The following is a 20,272-nucleotide window of genomic DNA, read 5'->3' on the forward strand; positions in this document are numbered from 1 at the left end:
CACCCCCTACGTTTATGACCACCTACGTCGTAACCATCCCCGGAACCCTCCTCGGCGAACGCACCGAGGAGGCCACGCAGACCCTCGAACGCGCGCTGCGCCCCGCCGACCCGCGCGGCACCCGCCTGGGTGAGGCCGAGGACCTGGACATGCTCACCTTCTACAGCGGTTCCTCGGCCTTCAGCGTGCGCCTCGAAGTCGAGGCCGACGACACCGTGACCGCCGAGCGGGACGCCCGCCAGACGGTCACCGCCGCGCTGCGGGCGGCGGGATACGCCGAGGACGAGGCGCCGCTCGGCGACGCGGTCATCACGGGCATCACCACGGAATGAGGTCACCTCGCGTGCGCGCCGCCGACGACGCGGCGCGCACGCGACAGCCCGGGGGCCGGGTCCTCAGGAAGCCGGGACCTCAAAAGGCGGCGGTGTTCCGGGCGTGATCACGGGGCCGGCTTGCGCACGCCGCGCAGGATCGCCGGCAGGCGCGGCCTCGATCCGCCGGCCGGGACCGGCGCGCCGCCCGTCTCCTTCGCGGCCTCCGTCTCCGGCGCGGCGACCTCTTCCGCCGGCCGTCGCTGCCACCAGTGGTGGCGCCGGGGATACAGGGCGCGCCCGAGGCGTCGGCCCAGGATGAGGTAACCGGCGAAGGCGCCCAGCGAGTTGAGGATGACGTCGTCGATGTCGAAGGCGCGGCCCGTGATCAGCAGACCCTGGGCCGTCTCGACGGTGAGCATCACGAACGCGGTCATCAGGACCACCCGCACCAGACCCCGGGTCCGGGGGAACAGCACCGGCAGCAGCACCCCGAACGGCATGCCGAGCACGATGTTGCCGCCGACCTGCTTCACCGTGTCCCGCCAGTCCGGCTGGGCGAAGTAGGCACGGATCGAATCACCCGGCCGCAGATTGGTGTGGGTGAAGCGCACGGATCCCGGCGACGGGACGAGAGTGGCCCTGGCCAGCATCACCGCGAAGCCCACCATGCAGACGAAGCCGACGATCAGGATGGCGGCGCGCGCGGTCGCCGCGCGCCAGGTACGCCGTTGGAGTCGAGGTTCTGGTCCCATGCCGTGCCGGGTACCCCGCGCCCCCGCCCCAACGCGGCCGACCCGAGCGGCAATTCGCCGCGCACGGCGTACGGGTCCGTTGACGTACGGATCTCTCGACGGGCCCGAGACGGAGCCCTACCGTTTCCCCGTTCACGTCCAGGCATCGCGTTCATCATGGTGAACAGCGAGCGGTCGAGCCCGCTCCGGCCGGCACCGTCCGCCCCGCACGGTTCACCCCTCCCGACGGGAAGGCCTCCATGCGCATACGCCCGCCGCTCCTCTCCCTCACCACAGCCCTTGCCTTCACCGGCCTGGCCCTCACCTCCCCCGCCTCAACTACCGCGCACCAAGCGGCAGTTGAGACCCACGCCGTCCCTGTCGCGCAATCCGTGGCGGCGGCGCCCGGCGGTGACTTCGACCTTTCCGTGTGGGAGCTCCAGGAGCCGGTGGGCTCCCCCGGATCGCCCACGACGATCCCCTCGTCCCGGCTCCAGGGCGCGGGCGGCTACCAGGACGCGTACTTCTACAGCGACCCGCACGACGGAGCGATGACGTTCTGGGCGCCGGAGAAGGGTGTCACCACGCCGAACTCGCACTACGCCCGCTCCGAGCTGCGCGAGATGAACCGCGACGGCAGCCCCGCGAACTGGACGGTGAGCGGCACCCACCGGCTGAGCGCGACCCTGCGCGTGGTGTCGGTGACCTCGAACGTGTGCGTCGGCCAGATCCACCTGGGCACGGGCGGCTCCTCCACCAAACCGCTGATCGAGCTGTACTACCACTCCAACGGCGACATCGTCCTCGGCATGGAGCGGTCGCCCTCGGGCGGCCAGACACTCCACACGGTGGGCAAGGTGGCGGTGGGCGCGCCATGGAGCTACACGATCGGCGTCTCGGGAGGCCACACCATCGATCTGACGGTCGACGGGAGCACCACCCACTATGCGATCCCGTCCTCCTTCGACGGCTACCGCCAGTACTTCAAGGCCGGCTCCTACAACCAGTCGTCATCGGACAGCACGGCCAGGGGCGCGCGCGTGGCGTTCTCCAGGCTGTCCGTATCCCACGGCTGAACCGGACCACGGATTCCACCACGGATTTCGTTCCCCGAACCACGGCGCCGGGTCCTGGCGCCGAGCCCCCCAATGGCCGACCCGAGTGGCATAACGGTTGCCGACCCGGGCACTCTTCCCGACAAGGCCCCCGGCCCGCCAAGGGCCCCCGGCCACCCGGAACACTTCATCGCCCGTACCGCCGCCGTGGCGGTACGGGCCCACCGACGTTGGGATGGAACGCGCCATGAGCATCATCGCCTGGATCCTGATCGGCCTTCTCGCCGGCGCCATCGCCAAAGCCCTCATGCCGGGCAGGGACCCGGGCGGCTGCGTGGTCACCATGATCATCGGCATCATCGGCGGTCTGCTCGGCGGATGGCTCGGCAAGGTCATCTTCCACGTCCACTCCATCAAGGGGTTCTTCCACCTCTCGACATGGATCGCCGCCATCATCGGCTCGGTCATCGTCCTCGCGCTCTACCGCCTCATCATCGGCAACCGCAGCCGCAACTGACGGATCCCGCGAGCCCATCGGCCGCCGGCCCCGGCGCCTCGCCCCCGAACGGAGCAGCCGCGTACTTCTTCCTCGGTCTCGGCGAACCCCCGTGCATGACTGGGCCCTTCCGGGGCAGGCGGACGGATACCGCTAGGAGTTCCGCACGCAGGGCGGGCGAGGTTTCGAGGGAGGCTGCTTCAATGTCGGTACTTGGGCGTTTTCCCGCTGGTGGACCGCGTGGGTCATGGCCGGCTGAGGAGTTGGCGGCTCAGCTCAGGAGGCGTGGCCGGGCTGCCACGGTCGTGATGGACCTGGACAGCGACGCGTTCCTCGTGGTCGAGCGGCGCGACGAGGCGGCGTAACCGCCTTTTCCTTCACGGGAGTTGGGCGCCGCTCCCGTTCGGTTCGCACCATCGCGACCCGTCCCCGACCGAGACACCTTGTGGGTGGCCGGGGGCGGGTCGCGGTGCGTGTCATGGGGCGCCCCGAGGGCTTCCCGAGGGGTGGTCGTCAATGGCCCACGTAGGCCGCCAGGTGTTCGCCCGTCAGGGTGGAGCGCGCGGCGACGAGATCGCGTGGTGTGCCCTCGAAGACGACGGTGCCGCCGTCGTGGCCCGCGCCAGGCCCGAGGTCGATGATCCAGTCGGCGTGGGCCATGACCGCCTGGTGGTGCTCGACGACGATGACCGACTTGCCGGAGTCCACGAGCCGGTCGAGCAGGCCGAGCAGCTGCGCGACATCCGCCAGGTGGAGCCCCGCCGTCGGCTCGTCGAGAACGTACACACCTCCCTTGTCACCCATGTGGGTGGCGAGCTTGAGCCGCTGGCGCTCGCCACCGGACAGGGTGGTGAGTGGCTGGCCGAGGCTGAGATAGCCGAGCCCGACGTCGGCGAGCCGGGTGAGGACGCGGTGCGCGGCCGGGGTGGCGGCGGCGCCGGACGCGAAGAACTCCTCCGCCTCGGTCACCGACATCGCCAGCACCTCACTGATGTCGCGGCCCCCGAGGTGGTAGTCGAGCACCGCCGCCTGGAACCGCTTCCCTTCGCACTCCTCGCAGGTGGTGGCGACCCCCGCCATCATCGCGAGATCGGTGTAGATGACGCCCGCGCCGTTGCAGGTGGGGCACGCGCCTTCGGAGTTGGCGCTGAACAGCGCCGGCTTCACGCCGTTGGCCTTGGCGAACGCCTTGCGGATGGGGTCGAGCAGGCCGGTGTAGGTCGCCGGGTTGCTGCGCCGCGAACCGCGGATGGGGCTCTGGTCCACCGATACGACCCCCTCGCCCGCCGGGATGGATCCGTGCACCAGTGAGCTCTTGCCGGACCCGGCGACGCCGGTGACGACGGTGAGCACGCCGAGCGGGATGTCCACGTCGACGTCGCGCAGGTTGTGCGCCCGGGCCCCTCGGATCTCCAGGGTGCCGGTGGGTTCGCGGACCGTTTTCCTGAGCGCTGCCCGGTCGTCGAAGTGGCGGCCGGTGATGGTGCCGCCGGTGCGCAGCTCTTCGACGGTGCCCTCGAAACACACGGTGCCGCCGCCGGTCCCGGCGCCGGGGCCGAGGTCGACGACGTGGTCGGCGATCGCGATCGTCTCCGGCTTGTGCTCCACGACGAGCACGGTGTTGCCCTTGTCCCGCAGGCGCAGCAGGAGTTCGTTCATCCGCTGGATGTCGTGCGGATGGAGGCCGATGGTGGGTTCGTCGAAGACGTAGGTGACATCGGTCAGCGAGGACCCGAGGTGCCGGATCATCTTGACGCGCTGCGCCTCACCGCCGGACAGGGTGCCCGCCGGGCGGTCGAGCGAGAGATAGCCGAGGCCGATCTCCACGAAGGAGTCGAGGGTGGCGAGGAGCGCGGTGAGCAGCGGAGCCACCGACGGCTCCTTGAGCCCTCCGACCCACTCGGCCAGGTCCCTGATCTCCATGGCGCACAGGTCGGCGATGTTCTTCCGCTTGATCTTCGAGGAGCGGGCGCCCTCGTTGAGGCGGGTGCCGTCGCACTCGGGGCAGACGGTGAAGGTGACCGCCCGCTCGACGAACGCCCGGATGTGGGGCTGCATCGAGTCCGTGTCCTTGGACAGCATCGACTTCTGGACGCGCGGGATCAGGCCCTCGTACGTCATGTTGATGCCCGCGATCTTCATGCGGGTGGGCTCACGGTGAAGGAGGTCCTTCAGCTCCCTCTTGGTGAAGTCACGGATCGGCTTGTCCGGGTCGAAGAAGCCCGACTCGATGTACAGCCGGGAGTTCCAGCCGCCGCCGGTGTAGCCGGGGATCGTGAAGGCGCCGCCGCTCAGCGACTTGGTGTCGTCGTAGAGCTGCGTCAGATCGATGTCGGTGACCGAACCCCGGCCCTCGCAGCGCGGGCACATCCCGCCGGTGACGCTGAAGGCGCGCCGCTCCTTCACCTCCTGGCCGCCACGCCGCACGGTGACCGCGCCGGCCCCGCTGATCGAGGCGACGTTGAAGGAGAAGGCCTTGGGCGAGCCGATGTGGGGCTTGCCGAGGCGGCTGAAGAGGATGCGCAGCATGGCGTTGACGTCGGTGGCGGTGCCGACCGTGGAGCGCGGGTCGCCACCCATGCGCTGCTGGTCCACGGTGATCACGGTCGTCAGGCCGTCCAGCACGTCGGCCTCGGGCCGGGCCAGGGTCGGCATGAAGCCCTGCACGAACGCGCTGTACGTCTCGTTGATCAGCCGCTGCGACTCGGCGGCGATCGTGTTGAACACCAGCGAGCTCTTGCCCGAGCCGGAGACCCCGGTGAACACCGTGAGGCGGCGCTTGGGGATCTCGACGCTGATGTCCTTGAGGTTGTTCACACGCGCGCCGTGCACGCGGATCAGGTCGTGGCTGTCGGCGGCGTGCGGCGCGGACGACCGCGGCTTCGTCCTGGGGGCCATGCTTCTCGTCTTCTCCATCTGTTCTGCGAAGCCACGTGCGCGGGCTCCGTTCCGGTGTCGCCGCCCGGCGCGACCGGCCGGTCCGCGTGCGGTGGATACGGTTGTACGTCCTCGGCGCGGACCCGGCAACGGCCCGCGTCCACGGACGGACGGGCCGTGCGCCGGCCTCGCGGCCGGGAGTGCGGCCGATCTTCCGGCCCACCGCCGGTCAGTAGTCCTGGGTCCGACCTCAGTCCTGGATCAGGCCGAGGACGTTGCCGTCGGGGTCGGTGAAGGTGGCCACGAGACGGCCGCCGCCCACGTCGCGGACGGGGTCCTTGACCTTGGCCCCGGCGGCGGTCACCTCGGCGAGCTTGGCCTCGATGTCCGGCACGTGCCAGTGCGCCAGCGGGCCGGTCATGCCCTGGTCCGCGCCGTTCGGTACGAGCCCGATCTGCTGGCCCCCGGCCTCGTACCCCACGTAGTACGGTGCGTCGCTCGTCGGCTCGACGCCGAGCAGCGCGGTGTAGACCGCCTTGGCGGCGGCGAGGTCGGTCACGGGGTGCAGCACGGTCTTGATTCCCCGCGTGGCTGAGCTGGTCATGGTCACTCCTGATGTCGTGGGTCCCGTCGGCCCCCGGTGTGTCGTGACCGCCACGTTAGTCACGGCTCAGGAGGCCCGCTTCTTGATTCCTGATCGGTTCACGGGAGGGCGCGGGGCGGCCCGCCCTCCCGGGGCGCGGGGCGGCCCGCCGAGGCCGGGCGGGCACGACGAAGCCCCCGGCCGCTGCGGGCCGGGGGCTCGACGGGGCGCGGGTCAGACGTCGTCGCGCCGGTCGCTCAGCGAGTCCCTCGCGCCTTGAGCGCGCTCCTTGGCGCCCTGCATCGCACCCTTGGCCTTGCCCTTGGCCTGGTCCGTCTTGCCCTCGGCCGCCATCCGGTCGTTACCGGTGGCCTTGCCGGCCATTTCCTTCGCCTTGCCCTTGACCTTGTCCATGCCACTCTCGCCCACGGCGAACTCCTGTTGGTCGGGATCACTGACGTCACCAACCTAGGACAAATGCCACCAATCCGCCCGGTGAGGAGCCCACCGGGTGACGGCCGCCGCCGGCATCCGCCCCGGCGGCGCGATCGTGCGCGCGGCGACGGGGCAGGATGGCTCCATGAGCCTCCCCGACGCCATCACCGCGACCCTCGCCGCCCGCGAGAAGGTCGATTCCGAGCAGGACTTCGCACGCACCCGGCAGATCATGACGTTCGTCCACGCGACGGACGACGCCGAGGCGGTCGAACTGGGCATGTTCGAGGGGCCGTTGCCCATTCCCGCCCTCGGGCAGAACGTCACTCTGTGGGTCACCGGCCATCCCCTCGTCGTCCAGCGCGTCGAGACCCACTACGGACTCGGCGGCGCGGACACCCACCCCGGGCGTGAGCAGGTCGCCTCCGTCATCGTGTTCGTCGCGCCCCGCACCCGCTGATACACCCGCTGAACCACGGGGCAGTTGACGCGCGACGGCCTCCCGCGCCGGTGACCGGTGCGGGAGGCCGTCGCGCGTGTTCACACGCCGGAGGACACCGGCTCACGGTGAGGGCTCGACGCCGACGGCGTCCCGGGGCCCGACTGGCGAGCGGGCCGCACCAGGGCGAGGACGAGCACTCCGCCGAGGGCCGCCGCGAGGGCCGAGAGCAGGAACACCCGGTCGAGACCGGTGGCGAAGGCCTGGTGCACCAGGTGCTGGGCGGCGTCCCGGTGGGCGCCGGGCGCCGCTTCGACCAGACGCTGCGCCTGCCCGCCGGCCAGCGCGGCAGCGCCTCGGTCGGCGTCCGGAACGGTGCCGGACGCGGCCAGCGTGTCGGCCGCACGGCTGGTGAAGACCGCGCCGAGGACCGCGATGGCCAGCGTCATGCCCAGCTGGCGGAAGGTATTGACCGCACCGCCCGCCATCCCCGCCCGCTGCGGCGGCACGGTGGAGGCGGCCGCCGAGACCAGGACCGGGGTGGCGAGACCCACCCCGACACCGGCGACCACGAGCCCCGCCACGAGGGCGGACCGGCCCGCGTCCGCCGTCATGCCGGCCCGCAGCAGCAGCATGCCGGCCGCGACAAGCAGCAGGCCTCCGCCGATGGGGAACCTCGGCGCGATCCGCTGCATGTGACGCCCGGCGAAGACGGCGACGACGAAGGACGCCGCAGCCAGCGGAGTCAGGGCGAGGCCCGCCGCGACGGGGCTGAGGCCCACCACGGACTGGAGCCACAGGGAGACCAGCACCAGGCATCCGAAGGCCCCGCCCTGCAACAGCAGCGCGCCACCCATCAGGCCGGCGAACGAGGGGCGGCGCAGCAGCGCCAGATCCAGCATCGGGGAGCCGCCCCCGCGTGCGGTGCGGTGCTCGATCACCACGAACGCGACGAGTGCCAGGACGGTGACGGCGAACGTCGCCAGGGTCACGGCCCCGGTCCAGCCCTCCTCGCCGCCGCGTATGAGCCCGTAAGTGAGGGTGCCCGCGCCCACGGTGAAGGCGGCCGCGCCGGGCAGGTCGACGTGGGTCCGCGGCTTTTCCGCCGTACGGGCCCCGTCGGGGCGCACCACGCGGAGCGTCATGACGATGGCGACGGCGGCGATGGGCAGGTTGACATAGAAGATGGTGGGCCAGCTGAGATGTTCGGTGAGCAGCCCGCCGAGCAGCGGTCCCGCCGCGGCGGCGGCTCCGTTGGCCGCGCCCCACACGCCGAACGCGGTGCCCCGGTCCCTGCCCTGGTACGAGGTGAGCAGCAGCGCGGGCGCCGTGGCGAACATCGCGGCGCCTCCGACGCCCTGCACCACGCGGGCCGCGATCAGCACGCCGGCGTTGGGGGCGAGGCCGCACAGGAGGGAGGCCACGGCGAACAGGGCCAGGCCGTAGACGTAGAACCGCCGGTGGCCGAACCGGTCCGCGAGGGAACCGGAGGCGAGGAGCAGGGCGGCGAGGGCCAGGGCGTATCCGTCGATCACCCATTGCAGCGAGGCGAAGGAGGCGTCGAGGTCGTCAGCCATGCTGGGCAGTGCCACGTTCACGATGGTCACGTCCACCAGCAGGATGAAGGCGCCAAGGCAGACCGCCGTAAGGGGCCACCACTTGCGCATGTCAGGTTCTCCGATCGGTTTGAGCGTGTGACGGGAACCGACTGGGCGCGTGCGGCCGCGCCGTGTTCCCCGTGGACGAGTGTCGAGGGCGTGCACGCGATTTCCTGCGCCAGCTGCCACCAGCTGCGTGAATCCGACATGATGGAGCGTGTGAAGACGTATCTCGACACCCTCAGCCGTGCGGACCGTGAGCTGTCACAGGAGGATCTGGCGCTGGCACACGCCTTGCAGATCAACGGCAGGGCCTCGTTCCGTGAGATCGCCGACGCCCTCGGCATCTCCGACCAGACCGCCGCGCGCCGCTGGTCGCGCCTGCGCTCGGCGGGAAAGCTGCGGGTGCTCGGCCTGACCGACCCGCAGCGGCTCGGCGACTCGCCCTGGGTCGTACGCGTACGGTGCACGCCGGACGCGGCCGCGTCCATCGGGGAGGCGATGGCCCGGCGCGTGGACACCAGCTGGGTCAGCCTCAGTTCGGGCGGCACCGAGATCTCCTGCTCGGTGCGCACGCGCGGCCCGGGCATCGAGGAGTCCCTGCTCCTCCAGAAGCTGCCGCGCACCCCCCAGGTGCTGGACGTGTCGGCGCACTGCCTGCTGCACGTCTACTTCGGGCAGGATCTCAGCACCATCAACAAGCGCGGCCCCCTCACGCCCGCCCAGGTCGCCGCCCTCACCCCGCCGCCCGCGCCGCGACGGGACGCCGCCGACGCCGTGGTGACGCTCGACGACGGAGACCGCCGGCTGCTCGATCTGCTGGCCCGCGACGGGCGCGCGGCCCCGGCGGAACTGGCCGCCGCGACCGGCCTGTCCCAATCGACCGTGCGCCGCCGGATCAGCGAGCTGCGGACGGCCGGGGTGCTCTACTTCGACGTGGAGTACCACCCGGACGTCCTGCAACGGAACTTCCGGGCCGCGCTCTGGCTGGAGATCGACCCGTCCCGGCTGGCCGAGGCGGGGGCCGCGATCGCCGCGCATCCCGAGGTGTCCTTCGCCGCCGCCGTGACCGGCACGTGCAACCTGTACGCCAGCACCGACGTCACCAGCGCCCAGCTCTTCTACCGCTACCTCACCGAGTCGGTCGCCACCCTGCCGGGCCTTCGCCACACGGCGACGGTTCCCATCCACCGCACCCTCAAGGGCCCCGGCCCCTATCTGCCGGCCCGCGCGTAAGCGGCCCGCGCATAGGCGGCCCGCGTCAGGGCGCCGGGTCCTGCGCCGCCGGCACGGTCGTCACCTTCACGTACCGGCCGTGCGCGAGATGGCGTTCGGCCGCCCGCACCGCGGCCGCGAGCGACCGCTCCCCCATCAGGACGCACAGCGTGTACGCCGCGTCGTCCCGCGCCTGCCGCGCGCCCACGTCCTGCGGCGCCCGGGCGGCGCGGCGTTCGCGGCTGCGCAGGAGGGCCAGGAGTTCATGGACGACGTACCTGTGGGGCGACAGCATCATCGACTCCGGCATCGGACGACGGATGAAGGACGAAAGAAGCGCGGACGAAAGAAGCACGCGAAGGAAGGGCCGCCCCCGAGGGTGCCTTTCATCGTGCCCCGGACGGCCCCCATCCGCACCCCGGAGCATGACCGTGTGTGACGAGAGCGCGACGCGGAGCACGTTGTGACCCCGGGGGAAATTAATGGCACCCTTCAACGGTTGGTATATGCATCGACCTAATTCGGCTCGATCTGCCGGCCCCCGCCGGTCCAGGTCGGCACTGATTCAGCGAGGCACCGTGAACGACCGCACACCCGAGCAGCCCGCCGAGACCGTGGCCCGGCTGCGCGCCACCTTCCGCTCCGGCCGCACCCAGCCCGTCGAGTGGCGGGTCACGCAGTTGCGCCGGCTGCGCCAGCTGCTCACCGAGCACGGCGGCGACCTCGCCGAGGCGCTGCACACGGATCTGGGCAAGAGCACCACCGAGGCGTTCCGCACCGAGGTCGACTTCACCATCCGCGAGATCGACCACACCCTGGAGCGCCTGGACGCCTGGCTGCGCCCGGAGCCGGCCCCCGTACCCAGCCACCTCGGTGAGGACGCGAGGGCCTGGACGCGGTTCGACGCGCTGGGCGTCGTCCTCGTCATCGCCCCCTGGAACTACCCGGTGCAGCTCCTGCTCACCCCGATGCTCGGCGCGCTGGCCTCCGGCAACGCGGTCGTCGTCAAGCCCAGTGAACTGGCGCCCGCCACGTCCGCCGCGATCGCCCGGCTGCTGCCGCGCTACCTCGACACGTCGGCCGTGGCCGTCGTCGAGGGCGCCATACCCGAGACCACCGCCCTGCTCGCGGAGCGCTTCGACCACATCTTCTACACCGGCAACGGAGCGGTCGGCCGCATCGTGATGCGTGCCGCCGCCGAACACCTGACGCCGGTCACCCTCGAACTGGGCGGCAAGTCACCGGCGTTCGTCGACCGAGGCGCCGACCTCACCGTCGTCGCCGACCGGCTCGTGCGCGGCAAGTTCCTCAACGCGGGCCAGACGTGCGTGGCGCCCGACTACGTCCTGACGGACCCGGAGACCGCCCGCGCCCTGGAGTCCGAGTTCGTCCGGGCCGTCGAAGCGCTCTTCGGCGCCGAACCCAAGGCATCCGACGCGTTCGGACGGATCATCAACGAGCGCCACTTCGACCGCCTGAGCGCGCTGCTCGACTCCGGCCGCACCGTGACGGGGGGTGCCACCGACCGGGCCGCCAAGTACATCGCGCCGACCGTTCTGGCCGATGTCGACCCCGCGTCGCCGGTCATGCGGGAGGAGATCTTCGGTCCGATCCTGCCCATCGTCACGGTGGCGGACCTGGACGAGGCCATCGCCTTCATCAACGACCGCGACAAGCCGCTCGCCCTGTACGCCTTCACCGAGTCCGACACCACCCGGGAGCGCCTGGCCGCCGAAACGTCCTCCGGAGGCCTCGGGTTCGGGCTGCCGCTCGCCCATCTCACCGTCTCCGACCTGCCGTTCGGCGGGGTCGGCGAGAGCGGCATGGGCAGCTACCACGGCCGCTACTCGATCGAGACGTTCAGCCACCGCAAGTCCGTCCTGGAGAAGCCGCTCGGCTGATCGCGAAAGTCCACCGGCGCCGTGCGCCATGAACGTCCCGGGCAGTCGGTGATCTGCCCGGGACGCCTCAACTCCCGGCGCACGCATGCGAGGTGACGTGGAGTCAGAGCGCGTCACCGGTCCGCGAGCACTTCGCGGATCACATGCCGGGCATTGCGGGCCATCGCCGGATTCGTCTCCCGGTAGTACGGCAGCGCGATGACGGCCTGGGAGAGCGTCCGCGCCCGGCCCCGGTCCCACATCGCGTCGTCCACCGCGAGCGCGTCCCGGAAGATTTCGCGCCCCTCGGCGGGGAGCAGGTTCCAGGCGGGGAACAGATCACAGGCGGGATCGCCCGCGCCCGCGCACCCGAAGTCGATCACCGAGACGAGCCGGCCGCCGTCCACCAGGAGGTTGCCCGGCATGAGGTCGGCGTGCAGCCACACCGGGGGACCGTCCCAGGGCGCGGCCCGCAAAGCGGACCGCCACACGGCTTCCACCGCGTCGCAGTCGATGCCCTCCTGCGGGATGCCCCTCAGTTCGCCGATGGCCCTACGGGTCGCGTCGTCGAGCGAGGCGAGCGGTCCGCCCCGGTGGGCGGCGGGCGCACCCGGCAACATGACGCGCCGCATCGCCGCCACGAACCGCGCCAGGTCCCCGGCCAGCGCGACGGGATCGTCCAGCGCCCCGGCCTCGGGGTTCTGCCCCTCCCGCCACCGGTACACCGACCACGGCCACGGATACGCCGAGGTGGGCTCCCCGCGTCCGAGGACGTCCGGAACGGGAACGGGCAGCAGCGGCGCGAGCCGGGGCAGCCACTCCTGTTCCATCAGCACATCGCCCACGCCGCCCGGCACCAGCGGCAGCCGTACGACCATGTCGTCGCCCAGCCGGTACATGGCGTTGACGGTGCCACCGGAAGCGAAGCGCTCCACGCCCAGCCCCGCCCACCGCGGGAACTGTCCGGCCACCAACTCCCTCACGTGAGCGGTGTCGAGGCGGTGTTGATCCGGTCGTGTTCGCTCTGCGCTCATGGGTCGCCATCCCACGGCGAACAACCGCGCGCGTCAAACGAGTTTCCCCCGGGTTCACGCCGGGCGCGCCTGTCAGGGGTGGGAACAGGCCGATGGGACACGGCCTCTTTACGCGATTTCCTTGTTTAAGATCCGCCCGATGGGCCAGGCGTATCGGTGTCGGACAACGCTGACGAACGCATGTGGAGGTCATTCCATGTCGAGTGACGAGAAGGCCAAGGCGAAGACCGAGCAGGTCAAGGGCAAGGCCAAGGAGGCGGTGGGCCGCGTGACGGGCGATGACAGCCGTACCGCGGAAGGCCGCGCCGACCAGGTCAAGGGCGACGCCCGCCAGGCCAAGGAAAAGGCGAAGGACGCCTTCAAGGACTGATCGGCGGCCTCGGACGCACGGCGTCGGGGCACGCGCCGGAATACGGCGGCGAGCGTGGCGCGGGAGAATTCGCGCCACGCTCGCCGACTTCCCGGACCGCGCGAGTCGACCGGGCGAATATGGCCCACCGCGTTCAACTGCGCCGGAATTGCCGCCCAGTTGAGCGCGCCACGTCCACGCCATGTGCCGCGACCCCGCCGCGGGTCCTCGCGCCTCGGCCGTTGTTTCGCGCCGCTGACCCCTTTCCTATTTCCCCTTTGCCCTTTCGACATTTTCTGTCCTGCCAATGAATGAGAGACGCCGCGTGCTGAGCACCGAGGATCATCAGCCTGAGCCGGAGGCAGTCGCCCGGCACCGTCCGCTGTTCCGGGCGATCCACCGCAGGCGCAACCCCGCCCTGCGCCGCTCCGACATCACCGTCACGGACGAGGCCGCCGTCAAGCGCGCGGTCAAGGCCACGGCGCTCGGCAATGCCATGGAGTGGTTCGACTTCGGCGTCTACTCCTACCTCGCCGTGATCATCGGCAAAGTCTTCTTCTCCGGTGCCGGCGACACCATGCAGGTCATCGCGTCGCTGGCGACCTTCGCTGCCGCGTTCCTGGTCCGGCCGCTGGGCGGCATGTTCTTCGGGCCGCTCGGCGACCGCGTCGGCCGCAAGAAGATCCTCGCGCTGACCATGATCATGATGGCGGCGGCGACCCTGTCCATCGGCCTGATCCCCAGTTACGCCACCATCGGTCTCTGGGCACCCGTGCTGCTCATCCTCTGCCGCATGGTCCAGGGTTTCTCGACCGGCGGCGAGTACGGCGGCGCCGCCACGTTCATCGCGGAGTACGCCCCCGACAAGCGCCGCGGGTTCTGGGGGTCCTTCCTGGAGTTCGGCACACTGATCGGTTACACGGTGGCCGCTTCCCTGGTGACCGTTCTCACCGTGGTGCTCAGCGACGACGCGATGCTCCAGTGGGGCTGGCGCGTCCCGTTCCTGGTGGCCGGGCCGCTCGGGCTCGTCGGGCTCTATCTGCGGCTGAAGCTGGATGAGTCGCCGGCCTTCAAGAAGCTGGAGGAGGCGGGCTCCCCCGCCGCCGAGCGTGAGAAGACTCCGCTCAAGCAGATCCTGTTCGGCAACGGCAAGGCGATGCTGCTGTGCCTGGCGCTGGTCGCCGCCTTCAACATCACCGATTACATGCTGCTCTCGTACATGCCGACGTACCTCTCGACGATGGGGTTCAACGAGACCGGCGGCCTGATGGCCATCGTGGCCGTGATGATCGTGCTGATGGCGCTCATCAACTCGGTGGGGCGGCTCTCCGACCGGGTCGGCCGGCGGCCGGTCCTCATCGGCGGCTCGCTCGCCTTCATCGTGCTCGCGGTCCCGAGCTTCCTGCTGATCAAGCAGGGCAGCATGGTCGCGGTCTTCACCGGTCTGCTGGTGCTCGGCCTCGCCCTGGTCTGCTACATGGGCACCATGTCCTCGGCGCTGCCCGCGCTCTTTCCCACCGAGGCCCGCTACGGATCGCTCTCCATCGGCTTCAACATCTCGGTGTCCCTGTTCGGCGGTACGACGCCTCTGGTGATCCAGGGACTGATCGGCGCCACCGGCAACGACCTGATGCCCGCCTTCTACACGATGCTGGCCGCCGCGATCGGCCTCGTGGCCGCGATCGTCATGACGGAGACGGCGCGCAAGCCCCTCGAAGGTTCCCCGCCGTCGGTGGCCACCGACGAGGAGGCCGCCGAACTCGTGGCGGCGCAGCGCGGCTGACGCCGACACAGGCGGCTTCCCCATGGAGAAGCCAAGGAAGTGCGCCTGCGCTGGGCCCCCAGCGGACCGCATACGCCCCGGCTGGCGTGAACGCAGCGGGCACTTTCTTCGGGCCTTGCCACCGCTCAGGGACCGGGTCTATGTTGCCCGGGCTCCACGCACAACGGCGTCGGTACTCGACGGCGTCACCTCACCCCCGGGTTTCCCAGACTCGACTCACGGAGGTACCTCGTGCGAAAGCGAATAGCCGCTCTGACCGCCTGCGGGCTCATAGCGGCCGCCGCGGTGGCCGGGCCCGCCCAGGCAGCACCCCAGAAGACCGCCGACTCCACCTGTCCCTCCGGCTTCGTCTGTCTGTGGGACCAGACCAACTTCACCGGCACCCGCATTCTGCGGGCCTCCGCCCTTCTGGAGTGCACCAAACTCCTCTACGACAACACCAACACGCCCTTCCACGCCCGGTCCATCGTGGACAACACGACCCGCACCGAGACCACCCTCTGGCTCGACGCCCCCTGCCTGCTCAACCCCAGCAGTCCCGCCCTGGTCCTGAGCCTGGGAGGACAGGCCGCCAACATCACCCCGTACGCCGGCGCCATCCTCACCACCTGAGCCACCCCGTGGCACCGCCCGCACCGACGGGGAGTGTCCGATAGACGGCGGATCCGATGATCAAGGAGACGCCCGGGGCGGACGTGCCTGCACGGGCTGAAGGCGAAGCTGAGCGGCGGCGTCGGCTCGCTGGACAGCCATCTGCCGCCGCAGATGGCGCAGTTGGCCCGCACAGTGGTCGGACTCTCGAAATTGCCGCAGCAGCCCACGACGTAACGCCGGAGTCGCGCCGTCGCTGGACGGCGCGACTCCCTAATGCTGCGGTCTAATGCTGCGGTCAACCCGTAGCCAGAAAGGTAGAGCACAGTTGAGGGGGCCACCCGTTTCCGGGTGGCCCCCTCAACTGTGCCGCCTCAATGCGTCTCGACGCGGAAGGCGTCGCGCGTTCACGCTCCGGCGTCGACCATCCCGGCGCGCAGCTTGGTCAGGATGCGCGACAGCAGACGTGAGACCTGCATCTGCGAGACCCCGAGCGCCTGGCCGATCTCGGCCTGGGTCATCTCCTGGCCGAAGCGCATGTCGACGATCCGTCGTTCCCGCTCGCTCAGCGCCTTCATCAAGGGGGCGAGCGCGTGCAGGTCCTCGACCTTCTCCATGCCGGGGTCGTCGGCGCCGATGCAGTCGGCGAGGGTGCGGCCCTTGACGGTGGGGGTCTGGCCGCCGTCCTCCCCGTCGGGTGACATGTCGAGGGAGCCGGCGGTGTAACCGTTGGCGGCCACAAGCCCCTCTATGACGTCTTCCTCGCTCAGCTTCAGGTGCGCGGCGAGTTCCTTCACCGTCGGGTCCCGGTCCAGCTGGAGCGCCAGGTGTTCCTTGCCCTTGGCGATCTCGACCCGCAGCTCCTGAAGGCGGCGCGGGACGTGCACCGCCCAAGTGGTGTCACGGAAGAACCGCTTGATCTCACCGATGATGTAGGGCACGGCGAAGGAGGAGAACTCCACCTCGCGCGACAGCTCGAACCGGTCGATCGCCTTGATCAGACCGATCGTGCCGACCTGGACCACGTCCTCCATGTCACCGGTGCCGCGATTGCGGAACCGGCCGGCCGCGAAGCGGACCAGGGACAGGTTCATCTCGATCAGCGTGTTGCGCGCGTACTGGTACTCCGGGGTGCCCTCTTCGAGCACCTGGAGCCGGTCGAAGAACAGCTTCGACAACTTGCGCGCGTCCTGGGGAGCGACCTTCGCCGCGTCTTCGATGTGCGGCAGCTCCTCCACGCCGCGTTGCGTGGGTGAAACCGTAGACATGTCCGTCCGGTCCGCCCGGTCCGTCCGCTCCGGTCTCGTCACCTGCGCCGCCGCCATGGGGGTTCCTCCCTCGTCACCATCACCGAACTGTCGAAGCAGGCGTCTGCCCCGACCGCTCCGTTTCATGCGCACGCGTGGTGCAACCAATTGTTCTGGAGCTCCTACGGGTCCGAACTTGGCCGAAACGCACGGTTCCTTGCCCCACATGGCCCGAACTGTCGCTCGCTTTCAGCGCGTCGGCGGGGTCACCTGACGCCACCTCACCCGCGCCTCGCCGCCGCGCGGACTACCTGGCCCGCACGGTCGCGAGCAGGGGCGTAACGGGTTGCAGCAGCAGGCCGACGCGGGGTGTTACCTCGGCTTGTGGCAACTCCAGACGGAGACGCTGGGCGAGGGTGGCGAGTACGAGAGCGGCCTCGACCTGCGCGAAGCGTGCGCCCAGACACGTACGCGGACCACCACCGAAGGGAAACCAGGCGTGGTCGGGCACGGCGTCCGGGGCGTCGGCGTCCCAGCGTTGCGGGCGGAACTCCGGACGTCTACGCGCTGCCCGTCGCGCCAGCCGTCGACGGCCGCGCCCGCGCAGTCGACCATGGCATCGGCGTACGCGCGGACCTGGCGCGGCCGGACGGTGGGCTGGACCAGGGAGCGTTTGCGCCGCCAGTCGCCGCCCTTGCCGTCAGGAACCCGAGGGGGTCCTTGCCGAAGGCGAGGAGGTTGCCCAGCGGCGGCAGGCCGCGGGGGCCGGAGACGGGGTTGAGCGGCAGCGTGGTTGCGGGCAACGGAACTCCCGGGATGAGGCTGGTGGGCCCAAGCTAACGGCTCCCTCCCCACCGGCCGGGCACGACAGGCACCCGATCGCGGGCGAACACCCGGCCGCGACGCGCGCGGTCACGGCGTGCCCCGCGCCCCCGCGCGCCCCGTTCGCCCGCCTGTGCGTCGGCCCCTGGTAGCTGCCGTAGGGTGGTGTGGTCGCAGCAGAGTAAGCAGCCGGAGCAGAGCAAGTTGAGCGTGTCCTCGTCCTTCCAGCCGGTCCTGGACCGCATCGCCGCCGAGATCGCGGCCACGCCGGGCCGGGGCCGTCCGGCCGACTACATCCCCGTCCTCGCCTCGGCCGACCCCCACCGCTTCGGCATGGCCGTCGCCGAGCTGGACGGCACGGTGTACGGAGTGGGCGACTGGCAGCACCCCTTCTCCACGCAGTCCATCACCAAGGTGTTCACTCTCGCGCTGTGCCTGTCCCTCGAGGGCGACGAGCTGTGGGAACACGTCGGTCGCGAGCCTTCGGGCAACCCGTTCAACTCCCTGGTGCAGCTGGAGTACGAGGACGGCATCCCGCGCAACCCCTTCATCAACGCGGGCGCTCTCGTCGTGACCGACCGCCTCCAGCGGCTGACCGGGGACGCCGCCGAGACGCTGCGCGCCTTCCTGCGGGCCGAGTCCGGCAACGCCGCGCTCACCTTCGACGAGGAGGTCGCCGCGTCCGAGGCCGCCCACAGCGACCGCAACGCGGCGCTCGCCCATTTCATGGCGTCGTACGGCAACATCACCACCCCCGTCCCCGCCCTGCTCGACCAGTACATCCGTCAGTGCGCCCTTGAGGCGTCCTGCGCCGACCTGGCGCGGGCCGCCGGATTCCTGGCCCGCCACGGGATACGGGCCGACGGCTCGCACCTGCTCACCCGCAGCCGCGCCAAGCAGGTCAACGCGGTCATGCTGACCTGCGGCACCTACGACGCGGCGGGCGACTTCGCGCACCGCGTGGGCCTGCCGGGCAAGAGCGGCGTGGGCGGCGGCATCATCGCGGTGGTCCCCGGCCGCTGCACGGTGTGCGTGTGGAGCCCCGGCCTGGACGAACGCGGCAACTCGGTGGCCGGCGTGGCGGCCCTGGACCGCTTCACCACGCTCACGGGCCTGTCCGTGTTCTGACGCCACCCGAGGCTCCGCCACCCCACCTTCTCCCACCCGAACCCGCCCGTACCGGTGACGCGCGCTCCCTCCTCGCTCACGCGCCCCGACTGTACCTACTAGTATGTACACTCCGCACGACCCGCCCCCGACCGATCCCATCCGGTCCCGGACCCCAAGGGAGCCCTCATGCCATTCGTCCGCATCGACGCGCTCTGCGCCGACCACGCCCGCCTCGACGCGCTGGGCCGCGCCGTGCACGACGCCCTGACCGAGACGATCGGCATTCCGCCCGACGACCGGTTCCAGGTACTGACCGCCCACGACGGAACCCGCGGCACACTGCGCTACGACGACTATCTCGGCGTCCGGCGCGACTCCGGCATCGTGTACGTGGCGATCACCCTGCGCCGAGGCCGGACGGCCGAACAGAAGCGGGCGCTCTACCGCCGCATCGCGGAGCTCGCGCACGCGTACGCGGGGACGGAGCCGCGCAACGTCTTCGTCACGCTCACCGAGAACGAGTCCATCGACTGGTCACTCGGCAACGGACTGGCCCAGTACTGCCCCTAGGGGGTGTCTGGTGGATCAGGGTCGGTCAGGGCGCGGCGTCTGGTGCGGTGCATCGCAAGGCGCCGGAGCGTCTCGATAGCGGAGCTATCGGGGCGATTCGGCAACGCCGCGAGGTGCCGTGCCAGACGCCGCGCCCCCGGCCATGGTCCACCAGACACCCCCTAGGGGTGTCTGGCCCTTACCTCCGACGTAATCGCGCTCCGACCCCACCCCGGGCCACAGTGGGCGCACGCCCCGCCGCACCGGCGGATCGCGGCACCGAACGGGGAGGCTTCCATGCCGTACTTCACCACGCCCACCGACGAGACCCGGCTCCACTTCATCGACTACGGGCCGGGCGACGGGCCCACGCTGGTCTTCGTCAACAGCGCCTACTTCGGCACCGAGATGTGGGAGTTCCAGATGCTGCCGCTCGCGGCCGAGGGGTACCGCTGCGTGGGGCTCGACCGTCGCGGTCACGGCATGTCGCAGGACGTGTGGGGCGGCTACGACCTCGACACGCTCGCCGACGACCTCGGCGCGCTCCTCGACCACCTCGACCTGCGCGACGTCACCCTGATCGGCCACTCGCTCGGCGCGGCCGAGGCGGTACGCCTCCTCACCCGGCACGGCAGCGGGCGGGTGGCGCGGCTCGCCCTGGTCGGCGGGATGGCGCCCGGCATCGTGCGGTGCGCCGAGAATCCCGACGGGCTGCCCGCCGGGACGATCGAGGCACTGAACGAGACGTTCCGCAAGGACCGCGCCGCGTTCTTCGCATCGGGCGCCGCCGGCTACTTCGCCCTCGGGCTGCCCGGCAACGACGTCTCGGACGCGTACGTGGAAAAGGTCATCCGGGACTGTCACGGCGCCACCGCGCGCGCCGCGACCGCCGTCCTGGCCAACTTCGTCACCCTGGACATGGCGGCCGAGGCGCGGAAGATCGACGTGCCCACCCTCGTGATCCACGGCGACCAGGACGCCTCCGCTCCCATCGCCCTCACCGGACGCCGCGTCGCCGGCCTGATCCCCGACAGCACCTTCAGGGTGTACGAGAACGCTGGCCACGGCCTGTACGTCACGCACGCCGACCAACTCAACGCCGATCTAAGGGAGTTCATCGCGGCCGGCTGACGTCCCGCGCCGGGCCTCAGGCGGGTCCGGCGC

Annotated in this window: 21 protein-coding genes; 12 read left to right on the forward strand and 9 right to left on the reverse strand. The window is 70.8% G+C overall.

Annotated features, from left to right (window positions below):
* The first annotated feature begins 14 nt into the window (after window positions 1–14).
* Window positions 15–332, forward strand: a complete 318-nt coding sequence (locus ACFYM2_RS09305) for a hypothetical protein (RefSeq protein WP_359008654.1) — start codon at window positions 15–17, stop codon at window positions 330–332.
* Window positions 333–439: 107 nt separating this feature from the next.
* Here ACFYM2_RS09305 and ACFYM2_RS09310 read toward each other — a convergent pair whose 3' ends face one another.
* Complete coding sequence (locus ACFYM2_RS09310) at window positions 440–1,066, reverse strand: VanZ family protein (RefSeq protein ID WP_388459284.1); 627 nt, start codon at window positions 1,064–1,066, stop codon at window positions 440–442.
* 239 nt (window positions 1,067–1,305) lie between these two features.
* Here ACFYM2_RS09310 and ACFYM2_RS09315 point away from each other — a divergent pair, with 239 nt between their 5' ends.
* Both ACFYM2_RS09315 and ACFYM2_RS09320 read left to right on the forward strand, forming a co-directional pair.
* Window positions 1,306–2,121: a polysaccharide lyase family 7 protein gene (locus ACFYM2_RS09315; RefSeq protein WP_388834693.1), complete on the forward strand. Its 816-nt coding sequence runs from the start codon at window positions 1,306–1,308 to the stop codon at window positions 2,119–2,121.
* A 226-nt stretch (window positions 2,122–2,347) separates the two neighbouring features.
* Window positions 2,348–2,617: a GlsB/YeaQ/YmgE family stress response membrane protein gene (locus tag ACFYM2_RS09320; protein ID WP_350228656.1), complete on the forward strand. Its 270-nt coding sequence runs from the start codon at window positions 2,348–2,350 to the stop codon at window positions 2,615–2,617.
* 492 nt (window positions 2,618–3,109) lie between these two features.
* Here the strand turns inward: ACFYM2_RS09320 and ACFYM2_RS09325 are convergent, their stop codons facing one another.
* From ACFYM2_RS09325 to ACFYM2_RS09335, 3 genes are all read right to left on the reverse strand, one after another.
* Entirely contained in the window at window positions 3,110–5,494 is a 2,385-nt protein-coding gene (locus ACFYM2_RS09325; protein WP_388834696.1) for an ATP-binding cassette domain-containing protein, read from the reverse strand.
* Window positions 5,495–5,723: 229 nt separating this feature from the next.
* Window positions 5,724–6,077, reverse strand: a complete 354-nt coding sequence (locus ACFYM2_RS09330) for a VOC family protein (protein WP_350228658.1) — start codon at window positions 6,075–6,077, stop codon at window positions 5,724–5,726.
* Between the two features lie 213 nt (window positions 6,078–6,290).
* Window positions 6,291–6,470, reverse strand: a complete 180-nt coding sequence (locus ACFYM2_RS09335) for a CsbD family protein (protein ID WP_359008661.1) — start codon at window positions 6,468–6,470, stop codon at window positions 6,291–6,293.
* A gap of 97 nt (window positions 6,471–6,567) precedes the next feature.
* Here ACFYM2_RS09335 and ACFYM2_RS09340 point away from each other — a divergent pair, with 97 nt between their 5' ends.
* Window positions 6,568–6,951 (forward strand): hypothetical protein, encoded by a 384-nt coding sequence (locus tag ACFYM2_RS09340; protein ID WP_388834699.1) that lies wholly within the window; start codon window positions 6,568–6,570, stop codon window positions 6,949–6,951.
* 80 nt (window positions 6,952–7,031) lie between these two features.
* Here ACFYM2_RS09340 and ACFYM2_RS09345 read toward each other — a convergent pair whose 3' ends face one another.
* Window positions 7,032–8,597 carry an MFS transporter gene (locus ACFYM2_RS09345; protein WP_388834702.1) on the reverse strand — a complete coding sequence of 522 codons (1,566 nt, stop codon included), beginning with the start codon at window positions 8,595–8,597 and terminating at the stop codon, window positions 7,032–7,034.
* 150 nt (window positions 8,598–8,747) lie between these two features.
* On the opposite strand from ACFYM2_RS09345, the gene ACFYM2_RS09350 reads away from it, so the two are divergent.
* Complete coding sequence (locus ACFYM2_RS09350) at window positions 8,748–9,764, forward strand: AsnC family transcriptional regulator (RefSeq protein WP_359008641.1); 1,017 nt, start codon at window positions 8,748–8,750, stop codon at window positions 9,762–9,764.
* 25 nt (window positions 9,765–9,789) lie between these two features.
* Here ACFYM2_RS09350 and ACFYM2_RS09355 read toward each other — a convergent pair whose 3' ends face one another.
* Entirely contained in the window at window positions 9,790–10,053 is a 264-nt protein-coding gene (locus ACFYM2_RS09355) for a DUF5133 domain-containing protein (protein ID WP_359008640.1), read from the reverse strand.
* A gap of 268 nt (window positions 10,054–10,321) precedes the next feature.
* Between ACFYM2_RS09355 and ACFYM2_RS09360 the strand changes: the two genes are divergently transcribed.
* Complete coding sequence (locus ACFYM2_RS09360; protein WP_388459295.1) at window positions 10,322–11,644, forward strand: aldehyde dehydrogenase family protein; 1,323 nt, start codon at window positions 10,322–10,324, stop codon at window positions 11,642–11,644.
* A 113-nt stretch (window positions 11,645–11,757) separates the two neighbouring features.
* Here the strand turns inward: ACFYM2_RS09360 and ACFYM2_RS09365 are convergent, their stop codons facing one another.
* Entirely contained in the window at window positions 11,758–12,657 is a 900-nt protein-coding gene (locus ACFYM2_RS09365) for an aminoglycoside phosphotransferase family protein (protein WP_388834706.1), read from the reverse strand.
* Between the two features lie 196 nt (window positions 12,658–12,853).
* Between ACFYM2_RS09365 and ACFYM2_RS09370 the strand changes: the two genes are divergently transcribed.
* From ACFYM2_RS09370 to ACFYM2_RS09380, 3 genes are all read left to right on the forward strand, one after another.
* A complete protein-coding gene (locus ACFYM2_RS09370) occupies window positions 12,854–13,027 on the forward strand; it encodes a CsbD family protein (RefSeq protein ID WP_359008634.1) in 174 nt (57 codons plus the stop codon).
* A 286-nt stretch (window positions 13,028–13,313) separates the two neighbouring features.
* Window positions 13,314–14,789: a glycine betaine/L-proline transporter ProP gene (proP, locus tag ACFYM2_RS09375; protein ID WP_388459298.1), complete on the forward strand. Its 1,476-nt coding sequence runs from the start codon at window positions 13,314–13,316 to the stop codon at window positions 14,787–14,789.
* Window positions 14,790–15,020: 231 nt separating this feature from the next.
* The gene (locus ACFYM2_RS09380; RefSeq protein ID WP_359008630.1) at window positions 15,021–15,401 is read left to right on the forward strand and encodes a peptidase inhibitor family I36 protein; all 381 of its coding nucleotides are present in this window, start codon (window positions 15,021–15,023) and stop codon (window positions 15,399–15,401) included.
* Between the two features lie 386 nt (window positions 15,402–15,787).
* Here the strand turns inward: ACFYM2_RS09380 and ACFYM2_RS09385 are convergent, their stop codons facing one another.
* Together ACFYM2_RS09385 and ACFYM2_RS09390 are read right to left on the reverse strand one after the other, a co-directional pair.
* On the reverse strand, window positions 15,788–16,648 hold the full coding sequence (locus tag ACFYM2_RS09385) for an RNA polymerase sigma factor SigF (protein WP_359008628.1): 861 nt from the start codon (window positions 16,646–16,648) through the stop codon (window positions 15,788–15,790).
* 286 nt (window positions 16,649–16,934) lie between these two features.
* Window positions 16,935–17,138: a cytochrome P450 gene (locus ACFYM2_RS09390; protein ID WP_388834709.1), complete on the reverse strand. Its 204-nt coding sequence runs from the start codon at window positions 17,136–17,138 to the stop codon at window positions 16,935–16,937.
* A 515-nt stretch (window positions 17,139–17,653) separates the two neighbouring features.
* Here ACFYM2_RS09390 and ACFYM2_RS09395 point away from each other — a divergent pair.
* From ACFYM2_RS09395 to ACFYM2_RS09405, 3 genes are all read left to right on the forward strand, one after another.
* Window positions 17,654–18,577, forward strand: a complete 924-nt coding sequence (locus tag ACFYM2_RS09395) for a glutaminase (RefSeq protein ID WP_388459300.1) — start codon at window positions 17,654–17,656, stop codon at window positions 18,575–18,577.
* Window positions 18,578–18,745: 168 nt separating this feature from the next.
* Window positions 18,746–19,129: a tautomerase family protein gene (locus tag ACFYM2_RS09400; protein WP_359008624.1), complete on the forward strand. Its 384-nt coding sequence runs from the start codon at window positions 18,746–18,748 to the stop codon at window positions 19,127–19,129.
* Between the two features lie 276 nt (window positions 19,130–19,405).
* Window positions 19,406–20,239, forward strand: coding sequence for an alpha/beta fold hydrolase (locus tag ACFYM2_RS09405; RefSeq protein ID WP_388834712.1), 834 nt, complete (start codon window positions 19,406–19,408; stop codon window positions 20,237–20,239).
* Window positions 20,240–20,272: the final 33 nt, after the last annotated feature.

It is taken from the genome of Streptomyces sp. NPDC006711 (assembly GCF_042869775.1).
Classification (GTDB): domain Bacteria; phylum Actinomycetota; class Actinomycetes; order Streptomycetales; family Streptomycetaceae; genus Streptomyces.

Bases quoted from the DNA above. Each gene is read 5' to 3' on its own strand.
- proP (WP_388459298.1), top strand. From the start codon at position 13,314: ATGAATGAGAGACGCCGCGTGCTGAGCACCGAGGATCATCAGCCTGAG.
- ACFYM2_RS09325 (WP_388834696.1), bottom strand. From the start codon at position 5,494: ATGGCCCCCAGGACGAAGCCGCGGTCGTCCGCGCCGCACGCCGCCGAC.
- ACFYM2_RS09330 (WP_350228658.1), bottom strand. From the start codon at position 6,077: ATGACCAGCTCAGCCACGCGGGGAATCAAGACCGTGCTGCACCCCGTG.
- ACFYM2_RS09365 (WP_388834706.1), bottom strand. From the start codon at position 12,657: ATGAGCGCAGAGCGAACACGACCGGATCAACACCGCCTCGACACCGCT.
- ACFYM2_RS09355 (WP_359008640.1), bottom strand. From the start codon at position 10,053: ATGCCGGAGTCGATGATGCTGTCGCCCCACAGGTACGTCGTCCATGAA.
- ACFYM2_RS09400 (WP_359008624.1), top strand. From the start codon at position 18,746: ATGCCATTCGTCCGCATCGACGCGCTCTGCGCCGACCACGCCCGCCTC.
- ACFYM2_RS09345 (WP_388834702.1), bottom strand. From the start codon at position 8,597: ATGCGCAAGTGGTGGCCCCTTACGGCGGTCTGCCTTGGCGCCTTCATC.
- ACFYM2_RS09335 (WP_359008661.1), bottom strand. From the start codon at position 6,470: ATGGACAAGGTCAAGGGCAAGGCGAAGGAAATGGCCGGCAAGGCCACC.
- ACFYM2_RS09385 (WP_359008628.1), bottom strand. From the start codon at position 16,648: ATGTCTACGGTTTCACCCACGCAACGCGGCGTGGAGGAGCTGCCGCAC.
- ACFYM2_RS09315 (WP_388834693.1), top strand. From the start codon at position 1,306: ATGCGCATACGCCCGCCGCTCCTCTCCCTCACCACAGCCCTTGCCTTC.
- ACFYM2_RS09405 (WP_388834712.1), top strand. From the start codon at position 19,406: ATGCCGTACTTCACCACGCCCACCGACGAGACCCGGCTCCACTTCATC.
- ACFYM2_RS09305 (WP_359008654.1), top strand. From the start codon at position 15: ATGACCACCTACGTCGTAACCATCCCCGGAACCCTCCTCGGCGAACGC.
- ACFYM2_RS09370 (WP_359008634.1), top strand. From the start codon at position 12,854: ATGTCGAGTGACGAGAAGGCCAAGGCGAAGACCGAGCAGGTCAAGGGC.
- ACFYM2_RS09320 (WP_350228656.1), top strand. From the start codon at position 2,348: ATGAGCATCATCGCCTGGATCCTGATCGGCCTTCTCGCCGGCGCCATC.
- ACFYM2_RS09310 (WP_388459284.1), bottom strand. From the start codon at position 1,066: ATGGGACCAGAACCTCGACTCCAACGGCGTACCTGGCGCGCGGCGACC.